This window comes from Pseudomonas sp. LSJ-87 (assembly GCF_032971465.1).
Taxonomy (GTDB): Bacteria; Pseudomonadota; Gammaproteobacteria; order Pseudomonadales; family Pseudomonadaceae; genus Aquipseudomonas; species Aquipseudomonas putida_Z.
This window is the reverse complement of the sequence record NZ_JAWJYQ010000004.1, coordinates 39,227-58,745: the sequence shown is the minus strand read 5'-3', so window position 1 is coordinate 58,745 and position 19,519 is coordinate 39,227. Positions and strand designations below refer to the sequence as shown.

At 63.2% G+C, this 19,519-nt stretch carries 20 protein-coding genes and 1 pseudogene; 9 read left to right on the top strand and 12 right to left on the bottom strand.

Annotation, left to right across the window (positions count from 1 at the left end; genetic code table 11):
- The first annotated feature begins 154 nt into the window (after positions 1-154).
- Both speB and RYH74_RS05315 read left to right on the top strand, forming a co-directional pair.
- Positions 155-1,105: an agmatinase gene (speB, locus tag RYH74_RS05320; RefSeq protein WP_025340154.1), complete on the top strand. Its 951-nt coding sequence runs from the start codon at positions 155-157 to the stop codon at positions 1,103-1,105.
- 264 nt (positions 1,106-1,369) lie between these two features.
- Positions 1,370-2,749 carry a sodium:solute symporter gene (locus tag RYH74_RS05315; protein ID WP_025340155.1) on the top strand — a complete coding sequence of 460 codons (1,380 nt, stop codon included), beginning with the start codon at positions 1,370-1,372 and terminating at the stop codon, positions 2,747-2,749.
- Positions 2,750-2,938: 189 nt separating this feature from the next.
- Here the strand turns inward: RYH74_RS05315 and RYH74_RS05310 are convergent, their stop codons facing one another.
- Positions 2,939-3,067: a PA1414 family protein gene (locus tag RYH74_RS05310; RefSeq protein ID WP_009683677.1), complete on the bottom strand. Its 129-nt coding sequence runs from the start codon at positions 3,065-3,067 to the stop codon at positions 2,939-2,941.
- Positions 3,068-3,191: 124 nt separating this feature from the next.
- A complete protein-coding gene (gene ptrR / locus RYH74_RS05305; RefSeq protein ID WP_317409061.1) occupies positions 3,192-4,085 on the bottom strand; it encodes a putrescine utilization regulator PtrR in 894 nt (297 codons plus the stop codon).
- A gap of 106 nt (positions 4,086-4,191) precedes the next feature.
- Here ptrR and RYH74_RS05300 point away from each other — a divergent pair, with 106 nt between their 5' ends.
- Entirely contained in the window at positions 4,192-5,364 is a 1,173-nt protein-coding gene (locus RYH74_RS05300; protein WP_317409060.1) for an MFS transporter, read from the top strand.
- A gap of 127 nt (positions 5,365-5,491) precedes the next feature.
- Here RYH74_RS05300 and RYH74_RS05295 read toward each other — a convergent pair whose 3' ends face one another.
- The 3 genes and pseudogenes from RYH74_RS05295 to RYH74_RS05285 form a co-directional block, all read right to left on the bottom strand.
- Positions 5,492-6,418 (bottom strand): DMT family transporter, encoded by a 927-nt coding sequence (locus RYH74_RS05295; protein WP_317409059.1) that lies wholly within the window; start codon positions 6,416-6,418, stop codon positions 5,492-5,494.
- A 106-nt stretch (positions 6,419-6,524) separates the two neighbouring features.
- Entirely contained in the window at positions 6,525-6,920 is a 396-nt protein-coding gene (locus RYH74_RS05290; RefSeq protein ID WP_013973698.1) for a hypothetical protein, read from the bottom strand.
- Positions 6,921-6,997: 77 nt separating this feature from the next.
- Positions 6,998-7,105 (bottom strand): annotated as a pseudogene (locus RYH74_RS05285) (BrnA antitoxin family protein); the annotation flags it as partial.
- A 119-nt stretch (positions 7,106-7,224) separates the two neighbouring features.
- Between RYH74_RS05285 and RYH74_RS05280 the strand changes: the two are divergent.
- Entirely contained in the window at positions 7,225-7,497 is a 273-nt protein-coding gene (locus tag RYH74_RS05280) for a hypothetical protein (RefSeq protein WP_075045984.1), read from the top strand.
- 125 nt (positions 7,498-7,622) lie between these two features.
- Here RYH74_RS05280 and RYH74_RS05275 read toward each other — a convergent pair whose 3' ends face one another.
- Positions 7,623-8,984, bottom strand: a complete 1,362-nt coding sequence (locus RYH74_RS05275; protein WP_039612590.1) for a DEAD/DEAH box helicase — start codon at positions 8,982-8,984, stop codon at positions 7,623-7,625.
- 103 nt (positions 8,985-9,087) lie between these two features.
- On the opposite strand from RYH74_RS05275, the gene RYH74_RS05270 reads away from it, so the two are divergent.
- Positions 9,088-10,389 carry a mechanosensitive ion channel family protein gene (locus tag RYH74_RS05270; RefSeq protein WP_075045985.1) on the top strand — a complete coding sequence of 434 codons (1,302 nt, stop codon included), beginning with the start codon at positions 9,088-9,090 and terminating at the stop codon, positions 10,387-10,389.
- A 163-nt stretch (positions 10,390-10,552) separates the two neighbouring features.
- Here RYH74_RS05270 and RYH74_RS05265 read toward each other — a convergent pair whose 3' ends face one another.
- The 6 genes from RYH74_RS05265 to RYH74_RS05240 form a co-directional block, all read right to left on the bottom strand.
- Complete coding sequence (locus tag RYH74_RS05265) at positions 10,553-10,822, bottom strand: DUF3077 domain-containing protein (RefSeq protein ID WP_019471426.1); 270 nt, start codon at positions 10,820-10,822, stop codon at positions 10,553-10,555.
- A 97-nt stretch (positions 10,823-10,919) separates the two neighbouring features.
- Positions 10,920-11,162: a hypothetical protein gene (locus RYH74_RS05260; protein ID WP_075045986.1), complete on the bottom strand. Its 243-nt coding sequence runs from the start codon at positions 11,160-11,162 to the stop codon at positions 10,920-10,922.
- A gap of 470 nt (positions 11,163-11,632) precedes the next feature.
- Positions 11,633-13,009: a purine-cytosine permease family protein gene (locus RYH74_RS05255; protein WP_085704976.1), complete on the bottom strand. Its 1,377-nt coding sequence runs from the start codon at positions 13,007-13,009 to the stop codon at positions 11,633-11,635.
- Positions 13,010-13,081: 72 nt separating this feature from the next.
- Positions 13,082-13,963: a carboxylate/amino acid/amine transporter gene (locus RYH74_RS05250; protein WP_274079300.1), complete on the bottom strand. Its 882-nt coding sequence runs from the start codon at positions 13,961-13,963 to the stop codon at positions 13,082-13,084.
- A gap of 285 nt (positions 13,964-14,248) precedes the next feature.
- On the bottom strand, positions 14,249-14,848 hold the full coding sequence (locus RYH74_RS05245) for an FMN-dependent NADH-azoreductase (protein ID WP_025340170.1): 600 nt from the start codon (positions 14,846-14,848) through the stop codon (positions 14,249-14,251).
- A gap of 109 nt (positions 14,849-14,957) precedes the next feature.
- Positions 14,958-15,272, bottom strand: a complete 315-nt coding sequence (locus RYH74_RS05240) for a 3-phosphoglycerate kinase (protein ID WP_207876890.1) — start codon at positions 15,270-15,272, stop codon at positions 14,958-14,960.
- 48 nt (positions 15,273-15,320) lie between these two features.
- Between RYH74_RS05240 and RYH74_RS05235 the strand changes: the two genes are divergently transcribed.
- The 4 genes from RYH74_RS05235 to RYH74_RS05220 all read left to right on the top strand — a co-directional run bounded on the left by RYH74_RS05235 (position 15,321) and on the right by RYH74_RS05220 (position 19,516).
- Positions 15,321-16,244 carry a LysR family transcriptional regulator gene (locus tag RYH74_RS05235; RefSeq protein WP_012273620.1) on the top strand — a complete coding sequence of 308 codons (924 nt, stop codon included), beginning with the start codon at positions 15,321-15,323 and terminating at the stop codon, positions 16,242-16,244.
- Positions 16,245-16,257: 13 nt separating this feature from the next.
- Positions 16,258-17,070: an alpha/beta fold hydrolase gene (locus RYH74_RS05230; protein ID WP_085663938.1), complete on the top strand. Its 813-nt coding sequence runs from the start codon at positions 16,258-16,260 to the stop codon at positions 17,068-17,070.
- Entirely contained in the window at positions 17,064-17,621 is a 558-nt protein-coding gene (locus RYH74_RS05225; protein WP_317409051.1) for a peptidylprolyl isomerase, read from the top strand. The genes RYH74_RS05230 and RYH74_RS05225 overlap by 7 nt, the downstream gene beginning before the upstream one ends.
- Before the next feature lie 62 nt (positions 17,622-17,683).
- Positions 17,684-19,516: an ABC transporter ATP-binding protein gene (locus RYH74_RS05220; RefSeq protein WP_075045990.1), complete on the top strand. Its 1,833-nt coding sequence runs from the start codon at positions 17,684-17,686 to the stop codon at positions 19,514-19,516.
- Positions 19,517-19,519 lie beyond the last annotated feature (3 nt).

The window sequence follows — 19,519 nt, the reverse complement described above, 5'->3', positions numbered from 1 at the left end:
GAACTAAGTATTTGCCGGTAGCGATTTTTCCCCGGCACTACCTTCAGCAGACTTGGCCGAAATGTCCCTGCCCGCCGGCAAGACCACACCTGGAAGGCGCGCGGCGGCACAGGTTCGAACAAACAGAACAATCGACCGACTGATGAGGCCCACCGTGGACAAGATCCTCCACCAACCACTGGGCGGCAACGAAATGCCGCGTTTCGGCGGCATCGCCACCATGCTCCGTCTCCCCCACCTGCAAAGTGCCCAAGGCCTGGACGCCGCCTTCATCGGCGTGCCACTGGACATCGGTACCTCGCTGCGCTCCGGCACCCGCTTCGGCCCGCGTCAGATCCGTGCCGAATCGGTGATGATCCGCCCGTACAACATGGCCACCGGGGCTGCACCGTTCGACTCGCTGTCGGTGGCCGACATCGGTGACGTGGCGATCAACACCTTCAACCTGCTGGACGCCGTGCGCATCATCGAAGAAGCGTATGACGAGGTCCTTGAGCACAACATCATCCCGCTGACCCTGGGTGGCGACCACACCATCACCCTGCCGATCCTGCGCGCGCTGCACAAGAAACACGGCAAGATCGGCCTGGTGCACATCGATGCCCACGCCGACGTCAACGACCACATGTTCGGCGAGAAGATCGCCCACGGCACCACCTTCCGCCGCGCCGTGGAAGAAGGCCTGCTCGATTGCGAGCGCGTGGTGCAGATCGGCCTGCGCGCCCAGGGCTACACTGCCGATGACTTCAACTGGAGCCGCCGCCAGGGCTTCCGTGTGGTCCAGGCCGAAGAGTGCTGGCACAAGTCGCTGGAACCGCTGATGGCCGAAGTGCGCGAAAAGGTCGGCGGTGGCCCGGTGTACCTGTCGTTCGACATCGACGGCATCGACCCGGCCTGGGCGCCTGGTACTGGCACCCCGGAAATCGGCGGCTTGACCACCATCCAGGCGATGGAGATCATTCGCGGCTGCCACGGCCTGGACCTGATCGGCTGTGACCTTGTCGAAGTCTCCCCGCCTTACGACACCACCGGCAACACCTCGCTGCTCGGCGCCAACCTGCTGTTCGAGATGCTCTGCGTGCTACCAGGCGTAGTGCGCCGCTAAACGAGAGCAACACCGTTCCCTGTGGGAGCGGGCAAGCCCGCGAAGGGGCCAGCACTGACAACCCCCGTGCATGGCAAGGGCTGCGCCCTTTCGCGGGCACGCCCGCTCCCACAGGGGACTAGTGCAAGCCTCTAGAAAGTACCCCGGCAGGAGCCATATGGGAGGGCCATTGAGGCCCGCCAACAACACGACAAGACCGCCGGGCGCCGTGAACCCGCCCGCGTGGTCGATCTCGCCATAATAAAGATAATCGGGAGACCCCCAATGGCCTTGGACATCATTGTTGTAATGATCTATACCGCCGGCATGCTCGGGCTTGGCTGGTATGGCATGCGGCGCGCGAAAACCCACGAGGACTACCTGGTGGCCGGGCGCAACCTCGGCCCGGTCCTGTACATGGGTACCATGGCCACCACCGTGCTCGGTGGCGCGTCCACCGTCGGCACCGTGCGCCTGGGCTACGTCCACGGCATCTCCGGCTTCTGGCTGTGCGCAGCCCTGGGCCTGGGCATCATCGCCCTCAACCTGTTCCTCGCCAAGCCCTTGCTGCGCCTGCGCATCTTCACCGTGACCCAGGTGCTGGAGCAGCGCTACAACCCAGCCGCACGCCAAGCCAGCGCCGTGATCATGCTGGCCTACGCACTGATGATCGGCGTCACCTCGACCCTGGCCATGGCCACCGTATTGCAGGTGCTGCTCGACCTGCCGTTCTGGGCCTCGCTGCTGCTGGGCGGTGGTGTGGTGGTGCTGTACTCGACCATTGGCGGCATGTGGTCGCTCACCCTGACCGACATCGTCCAGTTCGTGATCAAGACCGTCGGCCTGATGTTCATCCTGCTGCCAGTGTGCCTGTACAAGGCCGGTGGCTGGGACACCCTGGTGGCCAAGCTGCCGGCGGCCAGCTTCCAGCTGACCACCATTGGCTGGGACACCATCATCACCTACTTCCTGATCTACTTCTTCGGCATCCTCATCGGCCAGGACATCTGGCAGCGGGTGTTCACTGCCCGTGACGAGAAGGTCTGCCAGCGCGCCGGCACCACCGCCGGTGTGTACTGCGTACTGTACGGCCTGGCCTGCGCCGCGATCGGCATGGCCGCGCATGTGCTGATGCCCGACCTGGCCAACCCGAACAATGCCTTTGCCGAGATGATCAAGACCACCCTGCCCGATGGCATCCGTGGCCTGCTGATGGCAGCGGCGCTGGCCGCCATGATGTCCACCGCCAGCGCCGGCCTGCTGGCTGCGTCGACCACCCTGACCGAAGACCTGCTGCCCAAGCTGCGTGGCGGCAAGGCGTCGAGCCTGGGCGTCAGCCGCCTGTTCACCCTGCTCACCGGCCTGGTGGTGCTGGGCATCGCCCTGGTGGTGAACGATGTGATCAATGCCCTGACCCTGGCCTACAACCTGCTGGTCGGCGGCATGCTGATCCCGCTGATCGGCGCGATCTTCTGGAAGCGCGCTACCACCGCCGGGGCTATCGCCAGCATGTCGCTGGGTTTTGCCACCGCGCTGCTGTTCATGTTCAAGGATGGGCTGGAGGCCAATACGCCGATCTACTACAGCCTGGCAGTTGGTCTGGTGAGCTTTGTGGTGGTCAGCCTGATGTCGCGTAAATCGGTGGCGGCGGTGAAGCTGGCCTGATAGATCGCGGCTGCCTGTACAGGCCCTTTCGCGGGTAAACCCGCGCCCACAGGAATATCACAGGCCTCGAGTGCTGTGGGGTACCTGTGGGAGCGGGTTTACCCGCGAAGAGGCCGGTACAGGCAACACACAACTGGCAGACACAAAAAGGCCGCTGCACCCACCCAGGTGCAGCGGCCTTTGTCTGTATCAGCGACGACGCGGTTGGCGTTTGCGCTGCTCTTCATCAGTCGGGATCGGCACCGGCTGCAAGGGTGGTGGAATCAGCCCCAAGGCGACAGCCAGGTCGTGGAGCCAGTTGGACAGTGGTTTATTCATAATGCCCCCTTGACGGGTCAGCCTCACGGCAATTCAATCCTGCGATGTTTCATACAGATCATAGCCCTATGTCCTGTATTACGCATGCCTCTAAACCTACAGATACGGGCCATTTTGATACGGATCAAGCCGTAACGGCGCATTCCGACGACTGGTTAATCGTTTCGCTTTGTTGCAGGTCGATCCAGGCCTGCAAATTTGCCCCGCGCATGCCCTGGCGCCACATCAACCAGGTGACCGCCTGATCGAACGGCGCCTGCAGTTGGTGCACCCGCACCCGGTCGCGCCCGGGCAGGCTGTCGAGCATCGACCTGGCCATCATCGCCACACCCGCGCCGGCGATCACGCAGGCCAGCATGCTCTGGTACGACTCGATTTCCATCACCCGGCCCATTGGCGTATGGGCATGGGCATACCAGGCCTCCAGGCGCATGCGGTACGAGCAGCCCTGGCGGAAGGTGAACACCGCCTTGCCCGCCACGTCCTTGGCAGTCAGCACCGCCGGGTGCTCGGGGCTGGTGATCAGCACCAACTGCTCATCGCAAAGCGGCACGCCATCCAGCCCGGCCAGGCTCGGTGGCCCGTCCACCAGGGCCGCGTCCAAGGTGTGGTTGAGCAGGCCTTCCAGCAGCTCGCCACTGGGCGCCGCACGCACCTGCAGGTTAACCGCCGGGTAGGCCTGGTGATAACGCGCCAGCAACCCCGGCAAATGGGTCGCCGCCGTGCTGTACATGGTCCCCAGCCCGAAGTCCCCCGCCGGTTGGCCGCCCCGCACGGCGGCCAGTGCCTCGTCGCGCAAGGCTGACATGCGGTTGGCGTAATCCAGCAGCACCTTGCCCGCCGGCGACAGCTGCAGGCGCTGGCGTTCGCGCAGGAACAGCTCGACACCCAGTTGCTCCTCGAGCTGGCGCAAGCGCGTCGACAGGTTCGACGGCACCCGATGCAGGCGCTCTGCGGCACGGGTGACCGAACCTTCCTCGGCCACGGCCTGGAAGATTCGCAGTTGGCTGAATTCCACGGCATTCTCCAAAACAGAACAACTTGATCATCATTATTCAATTTTATTGAAAAAGAAACCGCCCTAACCTGCCAGCCATCGCTTACATCCGTGCAGGAGACTTGTCATGTCGCCACTCATTCAACTGCTGGCCAGCGCCGTGGCGCTGATGATGGCCATGGGCATCGGCCGTTTCGCCCTGACCCCGCAGCTGCCCCAATTGATCGCCGAAGGCCAGTTCGACCTGACGGTCGCCGGGCTGGTGGCCGCGGCCAACTACCTGGGTTACTTCATTGGCGCGGTCGATGCCATGTTCGCTCGCTCGCCGGGCCAGGTGCGCCTGCGCCTGCACGGTGGGCTGTGGCTGTGCGTGCTGCTGACCCTGGCCTCATGGGCCGCAGACGGGTTCTGGAGCCACCTGCTGCTGCGCTTCGGCACCGGCGTGGCCAGCGCTTGGGTGCTGGTGATGATCACCAGCCTCAGCCAACAGGTGGCCAATGCAAACAACCGCCAGCGCCTGGGTGCCCTGGTGTTCGCGGGGCCCGGCCTGGGCATTGCGCTGACGGGTTTGCTGGCGCTGGTGGCGCATTTGTGGGGGCTGGGCTCGGCAGCACTGTGGCTGATCTATGCCGTGGCCGCGCTGGTGATGCTGCTGGCGGTCCGGCCTTGGCTGCCAAGGGCGCTGCAAGCGGCGCCGGTGCCGTCGGCTGCACGCCAGGGCCCGACGCGCAGTGTCGGCATCGGCCGCCTGGGGCTGGTGTATGCGCTGTATGGCGTGGGTTACATCCTGCCGGCCACCTTCCTGTCGCAAATGGCCAACCAGCAGTTCCACGGGCAGTGGCTGGCCGACCTGTTCTGGCCGGCGTTCGGCCTGGCGGCGGCGCTGGGGGTGCTGCTGGTGAGCCTGCGGCGTGGCGGCCGCACCTCGGCCTGGCTCACTGCCACCCTGTGGCTGCAGGGGCTGGGTGTACTGGCCTGCCTGATGGGCGGGGGTGTCGGGCTGGCGTTGGGCGTGGTGCTGTGTGGTGGGCCGTTCCTGGCCTGCATGCAGCTGGTGATGCAACGTTCGCGGGAGTTGGCGCCGCATGCCACGCAGCGCAATGCCGGGCTGCTGACGGCCTGCTTTGCCCTGGGGCAGTTGAGTGGGCCATTGCTGGCGGCGGTCAGCAGCCATTACAGCGGCGGGCTGCAGCCGGCGCTGATGGTGGCTGCGGGTGGGTTGGTGGTGGCTGGGGGGCTGGTGCTGCTTGGCAGCTCTGCACAGCAGGGCAGCGCCTGTCAGGCCAAGGCAGCATCCTGAATCGTAGCTGCCTGTGCCGGCCTCTTCGCGGGTAAACCCGCTCCCACAGGTACTGCACAGGCCTTGAAGATTGTGCGGCCCCTGTGGGAGCGGGTTTACCCGCGAAGAGGCCGTAACAGGCTAAAACTCACCCCACAAACTTACGCAACTGCTGCTTCACCCAAGGCTCGGCACTCACCAGAACCACCCCCAGTAGCACCATCAAGGCGCCAACCACAAAGTTCAGGCTCAGCGGCTCATCCAGCAACAACACGCCGAAGGTCACCCCGAACAGCGGGGTGATGAACGAGAACACTGCCAGGTTCGACGCCAGGTACTTGCGCAGCAACCAGAACCAGGTCAGGTAGCTGATGAACGACACCACAATCCCTTGGAACAGCACGCTGCCCATCGCCAGCGGCGTCAGCGTGACCGCGCCGATCTGGCCGCTGAGCAAGGCAATCAGCAGCAACCCGGCAAAGCCCACCGCCAGCTGATAGAACAGGGTCAGGGTCGCCGGTGCTTCCGACAGCCGCGAGCAACGCACCACCACCGTGGTCGCTCCCCAGGCCAGCCCGGCGATCACGCCAAAGGCATCCCCCAGCAGGGTGCGGCCATCTATGTGCTCGAACGACATGCCGCCGGCAAACGCCATGGCAATGCCGCCGAAGGCCAGCAGGATCCCCAGCCATTGCAGCAGCCGCAGGCGTTCGCTGGGCAACCTGAAATGCAGGCCCAATGCGGTAAACACCGGCGCGGTATAGAGGAACACCGACATGTGCGCCGCCGAGGTCAGCTTCAGCCCCTCGGCAATGAACAGGAACTCCAGGCCGAACAGCCCGCCCGCCACCACCCCGGCACGCCAGGTGCTGCCGACCTGCTCCCAGCCCCCGCGCCAGCACAGCATCAGGCCCACCAGCACGGCGGCGATGCCGTTGCGCAGGGCCGCCTGCATCACCGGCGCGATATCGATGGCGGCAGTCTTGATCAATACCTGCTGGCAACCCCAGATCAGGCACAGCCCCAGCATCACCTGGAAGGCAAAGGCGTCGGGGTTCTTGCGGACCGCGCTCATAGGCGGGCCTCGGCGGTGGTCATTGGCATGGGCAAGGGCTCGGCAGTGTTCAGGAACTACCGATTATCGGGTTTCCATGGCCGCCCTTGCCAGCCTCAAAACGACCTCAGGCGATCTGTGCCTTCGCCGACACCTGCTCGAAGGTGGTTTCGTCCAGCGCATCCTCCTGCTCGTCCAGCACCTGGCGCGGGTGCTCGAAGCCGGGAATGCTGCTGTCGATCAGGCTCATCAGCCGCGAACCGCGCTCGGTCAGCACGAAGTTCTCGCCATTGCCGCCATCCTCTTCGGGCCGGGTTTCGATGAAACCACGCTCGAACAACAACCTTTCGTACTCGCAGGCACGGGTTTTCAGGTGGTCCAGGTCGCCCACCGGCTCCCCCTTGGCAGCCAGTGCCGCAGCGTGCTGCTCGGCATAGGGGCGTGGCGTGAAGCTGTGACCGGCGCCGTTCTGCACCTCGTGCAGCAAACGCTCGATCAGGTCCCAGTCGTAGGCGATGCTCATGGCTACGGGCTCCTGCTGTGGACGGAAGGGGTACACAGGTTGGGACCTGTCGAGGTTGCCCGGCGTTCCGAAATATCTCAGCGCTGGCGTTGTTGCGCTTGCATGTACTGGCGCAGCAACTGGTTGATCCGGGTCTGGTAGCCGCTACCCTGCTCTTTGAACCAGGCGAGGACATCGGAATCGAGGCTAGGTCAGATGCCCAACTGGGGACAGGCTGACCATGAAGTGCCACCGGTCGAAGGCGCTGAACTAACGGCCAGGCACATGCCTCCACCGGGCATCACCACCGCCGGAGGTAGGAAGGATGAAACTGTTGCTGCCCATTGCCTGCGCCACTGCCCTGTTCTGCGCCGTGCCCGCCTGGGCCTGCACACCGGAAGAAGCAACGCAGAAACGCGAAGAGCTGGCCGGGTTGGTCACCCAGTTGACCGAGCAGAACCCGCAGAAGGCCAAGGAGATCAATGACGAGCTTCAAGGGATGGAGCTTGGGACGGCGAGCAAGGATTTGCCCGACAAGTGTCAGCTGATCGACAAGCGGATCAAGGAGTTGAAAGAGGCGGAGAAAAAGGCTGAATAGTAGTCGCCTGTGCTGGCCTCTTCGCGGGTAAACCCGCTCCCACAGGGATTGCACAGACCTGGAAGCCTGTGGGGTCGCTGTGGGAGTGGGTTCACCCGCGAAGAAGCTAACACCGTTACCGAGCGTTACTCAGCCGCAGGCTTGCGCTTCTTCAGCGGCGCCAGGCCGTCGGCGCTGGCCAGCGGTGCATTGGCCTTCGGCTTGGCGGTTGGCTTGCGCTTGGCGGCCGCCTTCTTGTCACCGGTCTTCTTCTCGACCTTTTTCTTCTTGCTGCCAGCCGCCTTGCCCGAGGCCTTGACCTTCTTCGGCCCGTTGTAGGTGCCCTTCACTTCCTTGATCACCCGGCGCTCGAACTGCTGCTTGAGGTAGCGCTCGATGCTCGACATCAGGTTCCAGTCGTTGTGGGTGATCAGCGAGATCGCCAGGCCTTCGCCACCGGCACGGCCGGTACGGCCCACGCGGTGCACGTACTCGTCACCGCTGCGCGGCATGTCGAAGTTGATCACCAGGTCCAAGCCGTCGATGTCCAGGCCGCGGGCCGCAACGTCGGTAGCCACCAGCACCTTGGAGCTGCCCTGCTTGAAGCGGTCCAGGGCCAGCTTGCGGTCCTTCTGGTCCTTCTCGCCGTGCAGCACGAAGGCCTTCACGTCCTTGGCCACCAGGTGGCCGTAGATGCGGTCGGCCAGGGCGCGGGTGTTGGTGAAGATGATCGCCTTGTCGAAGGTTTCGTTGGCCAGCAGCCACTGCACGATCTGCTCTTTGTGCTGGTCGTGGTCAGCGGTGATGATCTGCTGGCGGGTGCCTTCGGCCAGCTGCGAGACGCTGTTGAGCATCAGGTGCTCTGGGTCTTTCAGCACCTTGCCGATGATGTCGCGCAGGGCCGCACCACCGGTGGTGGCGGAGAACAGCAGGGTCTGCTGGCGGTTCTCGCACTCCTTGCACAGGCGCTCCATGTCTTCGGCAAAGCCCATGTCGAGCATGCGGTCGGCTTCGTCGAGGATCAGCACCTGCACGTGGGACAGGTCGAGGTTGCCGGCATTGAGCTGCTCGAGCAGGCGGCCCGGGGTGCCGATCAGCACATCCGGTACCTTGCGCAGCATGGCGGCCTGTTCCTTGAAGTCTTCACCGCCGGTAACCAGGCCCGACTTGATGTAGGTGAACTGCGAGAACAGCTGTACCTGCTTGAGGGTCTGCTGGGCCAGTTCACGGGTCGGCAGCAGGATCAGCGCACGGATCTCGACGCGGCGTTCGCGCAGGTCGACCAGGCGGTTGAGCAGCGGCAGCACGAAGGCCGCGGTCTTGCCGCTGCCGGTCTGCGCGGTCACGCGCAGGTCACGCCCTTGCAGGGCCAGGGGGATGGCCGCGGCCTGCACCGGGGTTGGCTCGACAAAGTTAAGCTCGGCCACGGCTTTAAGCAGGCGTTCGTGCAGGGCGAATTGGGAGAACACGGAGGTAACCTCAGGCAAGTGCGGAAAATTCAGTTGCATAGGGTAACGTTTTCTGCCGCCTTAGCCGAATTTCTTTTGGCAACTTTGTCGCCATCCGCGCTCTAATGGCGCTTCGTTTGGCAACAAGACTGTACGCAAGCCCATGGATATCCAACGAATCTGGCGTGACTCCCTCGACCTGTGGGGCACCCTTGACCAACATCCGATGCTGCACGCGGCCATTGGCCTGGCGGTGCTGCTGCTCATTTCCCTGGTCATCGGCCGCCTGGCACGCTTCCTGGTGCTGCACGGCGCCCGCCTGCTGGCCCGCCAGCCAGCGCTGAAATGGCTGGACGACCTGCGCAACAACAAGGTGTTCCACCGCCTGGCACAGACCACGCCGTCACTGGTGCTGCAGTTCGGCCTGAAACTGGTGCCCGAGCTGTCCGACACCGCCCAGCACTTCCTCGGCAATGTCGCCCTGGCCTTTACCCTGCTGTTCATGACCATGGCGCTGTCGTGCCTGCTGGATGCCCTGCTCGACATCTATGCCCGCACCGAACACGCCCGCACCCGCTCGATCAAGGGTTACGTGCAACTGGCCAAGATGATGCTGTGGATCTTCGCCTCCATCGTCATCGTCGCCACCCTGATCGACCGCTCGCCGCTGTTGCTACTGTCGGGCCTGGGTGCCATGTCGGCGGTGCTGCTGTTGGTGTACAAGGACACCCTGCTGTCGTTCGTCGCCAGCGTGCAGCTGACCAGCAACGACATGCTGCACGTGGGCGACTGGATCGAAATGCCCCAGGTGGGTGCCGATGGCGACGTGGTGGACATCACCCTGCACACGGTGAAGGTGCAGAACTTCGACAAGACCATCGTCTCCATCCCCACCTGGCGCCTGATGAGCGAGTCGTTCCGCAACTACCGCGGCATGCAGCAGTCCGGTGGCCGGCGCATCAAGCGCAGCCTGTTCATCGATGCGGCCGGCGTGCGGTTCCTGACTCGCGAGGAAGAACAGCGCCTCACCCAGGTCAGCCTTCTGCGCGATTACCTGGCGGGCAAGCGCCAGGAACTGCAAAGCTGGAACGAAGCCCTGGGGCCGGTGGCCGAGCTGTCTGCCAACCGCCGCAAGCTGACCAACATCGGCACCTTCCGCGCGTTTGCCCTGGCCTACCTGAAGAACCACCCCAACGTGCACCCGAACATGACCTGCATGGTGCGGCAAATGCAGACCACCGCCGAGGGTGTACCGCTGGAGATCTACTGCTTTACCACCACCACGGCGTGGGCTGAGTACGAGCGGATTCAGGGGGATATCTTCGATTATCTGCTGGCGGTGTTGCCGGAGTTTGGCTTGAGCCTGTATCAGCAGCCGAGTGGCAACGACATGCGGGCGGGGTTGAGCGGGCGTGTATCGCAAGAGCCTGTGCCGCGTCGGCTGGAAGACATGAGCGAGGCTTGATATTGCCGGGGCTGCTTCGCAGCCCATCGCCGGCAAGCCAGCTCCCACAGACTCCGCGCAAAATTCGAGACATGTGCAGTACCTGTGGGAGCTGGCTTGCCGGCGATGGGCCGCAAAGCGGCCCCAAATTGTTTGACTGACTGGCATTACGCCTGAGAGTGGTTCAAGGGGTTTTCATCATGCCCAGTTCAGCATCATCCATGAGCGCCTTGGCCAAGGCACAGAGGTAGTGCGAAGCCCAGATTAGCTGGGGTTTGTCTTCCATCAAGCCGTCCAGGGTCATGTCTCGCGCGTAGCCCATCAGCTCCGAAGCTTGTTCGCGGGCGCTCTGGCAAGGGATGCCGGCCTCGATACGGAATAGCGGATGGGTCTGGTTTTCACCTTGGTAGAAGGTGGTTTTGCCGACGGTGAATTTGGTTTCTTCTGTAGACATCGTTCAATCTCCCCCGAAATCTCTAGTGCCTGGGCTGGCCCTATCGCCGGCAAGCCGGGCTCCCACAGAGGCAGCCCCAGGCGAATCATGATGCGGATTAATGCAGCGTCTGCGGATCTGCTGGTTTTTGGACCTGAGCCAGCGCTGATTCAAGCAACTTGCGGAGGGTCTCCAGCTCGTGCATTGACGCCATCATCAATACCGAGACGGGTGATCTCGGTTGCATCAAAACCGCTTGCTGAGCAACGGCTTCGGCGCATAGCGCGTAATCCGCGGCCATCAGCAGCGTGTCTTCCAGGGAGTGGAGGTTGCAGGGTGGATCGGGGACTATCTTCAGCATGGTGTAACCCTCAATTTGTAGTTGGGGACTACCGCCATTTGCTGTCAAACAAAGGGTGGCAGCTGTGCACGGGTTGACAGACCGGTCAAATTGAGAAACCCGGCGCGCCCGAAGGCGCCCCACGCACAGCCGCCATTGAAGACAAAGCTGGGGATTGTAATTTGAGTCGGCCTGTCAAAGCCGGTCGTTGGATTGCAACGACCAGCCGAGACTAGAGGTCAACTCAGAACACCACAATGGGTGGCAGTATCTTTGGGAAATGCCCTACAAGAAAGGGGCAAAATCTGATTTTTTAACCCTCAGGGATTCTCCGATCAAGTCAGCTTGATATTGCCGGCTGCTTCGCAGCACATCGCCGGCAAGCCAGCTCCCACAGGCTCCGCGCAAAATTCGAGACGTGCGCAGTACCTGTGGGAGCTGGCTTGCCGGCGATGGGCCGCAACGCGGCCCCTTTCTGTGTCAAAGCCAAGTCAGGGGTGCGCATTCATGGTTGTCGAAAGCCGGTTGCTCTCGCGTCCATGGACCATGCAATACAGCGCACCGGCCAGGATCAACCCCATCGCCCAACTGATATCCGCCCCCAGCCACTCGGCCACGAAGCCCGTGTAGAACGACAGCTTCATGAACGGGATGGTACCGATGATCGACACGGCGTACACCGCCAGGCTTCGACGATTGAAGCACCCATAACGCCCCTTGGAGTCATACAGCGCCCCCACATCATAGTGGCCTCGGCATACCCAGTAGTAATCCACCAGGTTGATCGCGCTCCATGGGATCAACAGGTACAGCTGGCCGATCAGGATGTCGGCAAAGAACGTATCGAAATTGTATTGGGTGGCGATGGCGATCACCGTTGCCGCTGCGGTCAGCCCAGCCATCACCAAGGCCTTGGCCGTCGCGGTTACGCGCCGGATGGTCTTGAAGGCGCCAAAGATCGTGACCGACGACATGTAGGCGCTGTACAGGCACAAGACGTTGTACTGGATCACCCCCAGCGCGATCACTGCCAGCGCCAACGGCGCCCACGGGCCGAACAACGCGGCAATGGCTGTCGCCGGGTCATGCCCCAGTGCCGAGGGCAATTCCACCGCCACCAGCGCGCCGAGCGCCATCATGGCGAAGGAGCCCAGCGCGCAACCGCAATAGGTGGCCCAGAACGTGGCGCGTGGGTTGACGTTGGCCGGCAGGTAACGCGAGTAATCGGCTACATAGGGGCCATACCCCAGCGTCCAGGAGGCCGACTGGGCCACGATCAGGTTGAAGGCGGTGAACGAGAAGCCGGTACTCACTGCCGTTGTGGTTGCCATGTCGCCGGGATGCAGCAGGATCAGCACCAGGGCGCCGGCAAAAACCAGCGTGGACAACAGGCTCATCCATGCCCCAAGGCGGTGGATGAGTTCGTAGCCGACAAAGCCGATGACAAAAGTCAGCAAGCCGACCACCACGATGGCCTGGTCATCGCTCATGGGCACCAGCGCCTGCAGGGCATTGCGCATCAGCACGCCGCTGGCGGCGAGGAACAGGACTGCGGCCGTGACCATCACCAGCAGAGGGAGCGCGGCACCATGGACACCGAACTGGGCTCGGCTCTGGATCATCTGTGGCACGCCCAGGTGAGGCCCCTGGGCAGAATGCGCGGCCATGAACACGGTGCCGATCAGGTTGCCGACCAACAGACCCAGCAAGGTCCAGCCCAGACTTAGCCCCGACGCAGCGCCCAGGGTGCCGACCATCAGGGCGGTTATCTGGAAATTGGAGCTGAACCAGATGGTGAACAATCGTTTAGGCGTGCCATAACGCTCGGCGTGTGGGACAAATTCGATACTTCGCGTTTCTAGCTTCACGCCGGTCTCCCGATTTGGTTTTCCGGATTATCGGGTAGGGACCGGCGGAATTTGGGTTCAGTAACGAACGCGTCATAGCTGACTGCGCCATGGCTTGCTTGATAACGTCAGGGTACCCAGGCGGCTCATCCACACCGACGCCAGGATCACTGCCCCGCCGATGAACAGCCTGCCCAATGGCTCGTCCTGGTTCCAGATCAGCAAATTGAGCAGCAACCCTACCGGCACATGCAGGTTGTTCATCACCGCCAGCGTCCCGCCCGAAACCATGCAGGCGCCCTTGTTCCACCAGTACAGCCCCAGCGCCGTCGGGCACAGGCCCAGGAACAGCAGCACCAGCCACTGCACATCGGTGGTCGGCAGGTGCTGGGCGTTGCCAAACAGCAGGAAGGCCGGCAATACCACGATCAACGCGCCCAGGTAGAAGTAGCCAAAGCGCTTGTAGTGCGGCAAGTCGCTGGGGTGGCGTGCAACCAGGTGGCGGTACAGCACCTGGCCGGCGGCGTAGGTGAAGTTGGCCAGTTGCAGCAGCAGGAAGCCGATGAAGAACTCGCCGCTGATGGTGTCGAAGCGGATCACTGCAGCACCGGCCACCGCCACCAGCGCTGCCAGCAGCGCCCACGGGTTGAAGCGCCGGTTCATGGCGTCTTCGATCAGCGTCACGTGCAACGGCGTGAGAATGGTGAACAGCAGCACCTCCGGCACGGTGAGCACGCGAAAGCTCAGGTACAGGCAGACGTAGGTGATGCCGTACTGCAGCGCGCCGATCAGCAGCATCGAGCGCATGAAGCGCGGCTCGACCTGGCGCCAGCGGGTCAGCGGCAGGAATACCAGGCCAGCCAGCACCACGCGCGCGAGCACGGCAAAGTAGCTGTCGACGTGCCCGGCCAGGTACTCGCCGATCAGGCTGAAGGAAAACGCCTGGATCAGCGCGACGATTATCAGGTAGCCCATGGTTGCCTCTCGTGGATCAAGGCCGCGACCTTAACGGGTTGCGGGGAATGAGTTCAACCATGAGGAATGTAAGGGCTGTGCCGGCCTCTTCGCGGGTAAACCCGCTCCCACAGGGACACCACAGGCCTCAGATGCCGTGATACTCCTGTGGGAGCGGGTTTACCCGCGAAGAGGCCGGCACAGGCACCCATGAAATTCCAGGCATAAAAAAGCCCGGCCATGCAGGCCGGGCAGGTACACCCAAAGGAGCAACAACAGGTGTCAGGGTTGGGAATTCGCTAAGCCTCAGGCCACCGCCGCCAGCTTGGCCTTGGCCTGGTTGACGCCCTTCTCGTGGAAGTCAGGGCTCATGTTCAGGCCTTCGGCATGGATGAAGTCGACATCGTGAATGCCGATGAAGGCCATTACCTGGCGCAGGTACGGTTCCTGGTGGTCGCTGGTGGCGCCGGCGTGGATGCCGCCACGGGCAGTCAGGACGATGGCGCGCTTGCCGGTCAGCAAGCCCTGCGGGCCGGTGGGGGTGTACTTGAAGGTGATGCCGGCACGCAGTACGTGGTCCAGCCAGGCCTTGAGGGTGCTGGGGATGGTGAAGTTGTACATCGGCGCAGCCATCACCAGCACGTCGGCGGCGAGCAGCTCATCGGTCAGTTCGTTGGAGCGGGCCAAGGCGTCCAGTTCGGCAGCACTGCGCTGTTCTTCGGGCTTCATCCAGCCACCCAGCAGGTTGGCGTCCAGGTGCGGCACCGGGTTCACGGCCAGGTCGCGCACACTGATCTGATCGGCCGGGTGGGCGGCCTGCCACTGCTGGATGAAATCACGGGTCAGCTGACGGGAAACGGAATCCTGCTGGCGGGCGCTGCTTTCGATGATCAGTACGCGGGACATGGGGTGCCTCCATCGGCAAAAAGGGTTGCGATTCGATGGAGGTGAGATTACGGCTTGACCTATCGATAAAAAAGCGTAAAAAATGGGTTCAATCTATCGATTTATCAGTTTATTCTGCACTGCAGTTCAAGGCGATCCGTAATTTGATGATCTGCCGGTTGAACTTGGCAGTGACATCGACGCTTTTACCGGCCGGTACGTTCACCCGGCGCACCCGTGGTGCCTCGGGGCCATTGCGGAAAGTCACCTTGCACGCGGCGGGTACCTGCCCATAGTTGTTGAGGGTGATGGCGCCAATGTCATAGGCCGTGTCATAGGCGGTGTAGTCGAGCTTTACCCCGGTCAGATCCTTCTCCACGTCGATGGGATAAGCCATGGCCCCGAGGGGCAGGCACATCAGTATTGCCGCACAACATTTCTTCATGGGCCGCTCTCCTTGAAAGAGCGCAGCTTAGGACAACAGGAGCGAAAGATGAAAGCGCCGCGCGTAACCCTTGACCAGTGGCGAACCCTGCAGGCAGTGGTCGATCACGGTGGGTTTGCCCAGGCCGCCGAGGCACTGCACCGCTCGCAGTCATCGGTCAGCTACACCGTGGCCCGCATGCAGGAGCAACTGGGCGTGCCGCTGCTGCGCATCGACGGCCGCAAGGCGGTGCTCACCGAGGCCGGCAATGTCCTGCTGCGCCGTTCGCGCCACCTGGTCAAGCAGGCCAGCCAGCTCGAAGACCTTGCCCACCACATGGAACAGGGCTGGGAGGCCGAGGTACGCCTGGTGGTCGATGCCGCCTACCCCAGTGCCCGCCTGGTACGCGCCCTGGCCGCGTTCATGCCGCAGAGCCGTGGCTGCCGGGTACGCCTGCGTGAAGAAGTGCTGTCTGGCGTCGAGGAAGTGATGCACGAAGGCATCGCCGACCTGGCCATCAGCAGCTACAGCATCGGCGGCTACCTGGGCGCCGAACTGAGCGCGGTGGAGTTCGTCGCCGTCGCCCACCCCGAACACAGCCTGCACCGCCTGGGCCGCGAACTGACCTTCCAGGACCTGGAAAGCCAGTTGCAGGTGGTAATCCGCGACTCAGGCCGCGCCCAGCCGCGCGATGTCGGCTGGCTGGGTGCCGAGCAACGCTGGACCGTCGGCAGCCTGGGCACCGCCGCTACCTTCGTCAGCAGTGGCCTGGGCTTTGCCTGGCTGCCCCGCCACATGATCGAGCGAGAGCTGCGCGAAGGCGTGCTCAAGCCGTTGCCGCTGGATCAGGGTGGCAGCCGCCACCCACTGTTCTACCTTTATTCGAGCAAAGAGAAGACCTTGGGCCCGGCTACGCAGATTCTCATCGACCTGCTGCGCAATTTCGACACCGCGCCACTGGACGTGCCCTTCGCAGCCCCCCCACAAGCCTGAGAGGACCGCGCCCATGGCCTATTTCGAACACGAAGGATGCGCACTGCATTACGAGGAATATGGCCAGGGCGAACCCCTGGTATTGCTGCATGGCCTGGGCTCCAGCTGCCAGGACTGGGAGCTGCAGGTACCGGTGCTCAGCCGCCACTACCGGGTAATCCTCATGGACATCCGTGGCCACGGCCGCTCCGACAAGCCACGCGACGGTTACCAGATCGCCACCTTCAGTGCCGACCTGCTGGCCCTGCTCGAACACCTGCACACCGGCCCGGTGCACTTCGTCGGCCTGTCCATGGGTGGCATGGTCGGCTTCCAGTTCGCCGTCGATCACCCGCAGTGGCTGCGCAGCCTTTGCATCGTCAACAGCGCCCCCGAGGTCAAGCGCCGCACCCGCAGTGACTGGGCATGGTGGCTCAAGCGCTGGGGCCTGGCGCGCCTGCTCAGTGTCGAAACCGTCGGCAAGGGCCTGGCCGAGCGGCTGTTCCCCAAACCGCAGCAGGCCGAACTGCGGCACAAGATGGCCCAGCGCTGGGCGCGCAACGACAAGCGCGCCTACCTCAAGAGTTTCGACGCCATCGTCGACTGGGGCGTGCAGGAACGCATCGGCCAGATCCACTGTCCTACCCTGGTGATCGCCGCCGACCACGATTACACCCCGATACAACTGAAAGAACGCTACGTCGCCCTGATGCCCCACGCCAGGCTGGTGGTCATCGACGATTCCCGGCACGCTACACCCCTCGACCAACCCGAGGTCTTCAACCAGACCCTGCTGCAGTTCCTTGCAGCCGCTTCCACCTCTCAAGGATCTTTGAGCCCATGCTGAAAAAACTCCTGCTCACCGCCTGCTCGGTCGCCTTCACCACCAGCGTCATGGCCTCCGACAAGACCCCGCACGTACTGCTGGACACCAGCTTCGGCCAGGTCGAAATCGAACTGAATGCCGAGAAGGCGCCGGTCAGTACCAAGAACTTCCTCGAGTACGTCGACAGCGGCTTCTACAACAACACCATCTTCCACCGGGTAATTCCGGGCTTCATGGTCCAGGGCGGCGGTTTCACCGAGCAGATGGTACAGAAGCAGACCCGTGACCCGATCCAGAACGAGGCCAGCAACGGCCTGCAGAATACCCGCGGCACGCTGTCGATGGCGCGCACTTCCGACCCGAACTCGGCCACCAGCCAGTTCTTCATCAACGTTGCCGACAACGACTTCCTCAACCCGGGCCGCGACCGTGGCTACGCGGTGTTCGGCAAGGTCACCAAGGGCATGGAGGTGGTCGACCAGATCGTCAACTCGCCAACTACCATCAAGAAAGGCATGCGCGATGTCCCGGCAGACCCGGTGTTCATCAAGTCCGCCAAACGCATCGACTGACCGCAGGTTTCACAGGGACGTGAAACCTTCCGGGGTCGGGTAGCACAGGAGTCTTGTCACCCATGCTGTACCGCCGTTTCGAGCAACTGATCGACATCTTCCGCGACGCACCCAGCGAGTCGCCACCCGGCCAGGTGTGGCCGTTCTACCTGTATTACCTGCGCCAGGTGTGGCCGAGCTTTGTCGCCCTGCTGGTGGTGGGCCTGGTCGCCTCGCTGATCGAGGTGGCGATGTTCAGCTACCTCAGCCGCATCATCGACCTGGCCCAGGGCACGCCCAATGCCAGTTTCTTCAGCGAACACAGCGGCGAGCTGATCTGGATGCTGGTGGTGATCCTGCTGCTGCGGCCGGTATTCTTCGGCCTGCACGACCTGCTGGTGCACCAGACCATCAACCCCGGCATGACCAGCCTGATCCGCTGGCAGAACCACACCTATGTGCTCAAGCAGAGCCTGAACTTCTTCCAGAGCGACTTCGCCGGGCGCATCGCCCAGCGCATCATGCAGACCGGCAACTCGCTGCGCGACTCTGCGGTGCAGGCGGTGGATGCGCTATGGCACGTGCTGATCTACGCCATCACCTCGCTGGTGCTGTTCGCCGAGGCCGACTGGCGCCTGATGCTGCCACTGTTGCTGTGGATCGCCGGCTACATCGCCGCGCTGTTCTACTTCGTCCCCCGGGTGAAGGAGCGTTCGGTGATCTCCTCCGACGCCCGCTCCAAGCTGATGGGGCGCATCGTCGACGGCTACACCAACATCGCCACCCTCAAGCTGTTCGCCCACACCGACTTCGAACAGCAGTACGCCCGCGAAGCGATCCGCGAGCAGACAGAGAAAACCCAGCTGGCCGCACGCGTGGTCACCAGCATGGATGTGGTCATCACCACCCTCAATGGCCTGCTGGTGGTCGCCACCACCGGCCTGGCGCTGTGGCTGTGGAGCCAGTCACTGATCACCGTCGGCGCCATCGCCCTGGCCACCGGCCTGGTGATCCGCATCGTCAACATGTCGGGCTGGATCATGTGGGTGGTCAACGGCATCTTCGAGAACATCGGCATGGTCCAGGACGGCCTGCAGACCATCGCCCAGCCGGTCACCGTCACCGACCGGCCCAACGCACCGGCGCTCAAGGTAAGCCGCGGTGCGGTGCGTTTCGATGACGTGGACTTCCATTACGGCAAGGCCGCCAACGTGATCGAAGGGCTCGACCTGGACATCCGCCCGGGCGAGAAGATCGGCCTGATCGGCCCGTCCGGGGCAGGCAAATCGACCCTGGTCAACCTGTTGCTGAGGCTTTATGACGTGCAGGGCGGGCGCATCCTCATCGACGGCCAGGACATTGCCGAAGTGAGCCAGGCCAGCCTGCGCGCGCAGATCGGCATGATCACCCAGGACACCTCGCTGCTGCACCGCTCGATCCGCGACAACCTGCTGTATGGTCGCCCCGGTGCCAGCGAGGCGGCGCTGCATGAAGCGGTGCGCCGGGCCCGCGCCGACGAGTTCATCCCGCAGTTGTCGGACGCCCAGGGGCGCACCGGTTTCGATGCCCATGTGGGCGAGCGCGGAGTCAAGCTGTCGGGCGGTCAGCGCCAGCGCATCGCGATTGCCCGGGTGTTGTTGAAGAATGCACCGATCCTGATCATGGACGAGGCCACTTCGGCGCTGGACTCGGAGGTGGAGGCAGCGATCCAGGAAAGCCTGGAGACGCTGATGCAGGGCAAGACAGTGATCGCCATTGCCCACCGGCTTTCCACCATTGCGCGGATGGACCGGCTGGTGGTGCTGGACAAGGGGCGGATTGTCGAGAGTGGCAGCCACAGTGAACTGCTGGAGCAGCAAGGCTTGTATGCCCGGTTGTGGCATCACCAGACCGGGGGGTTTGTCGGGGTCGACTGACTC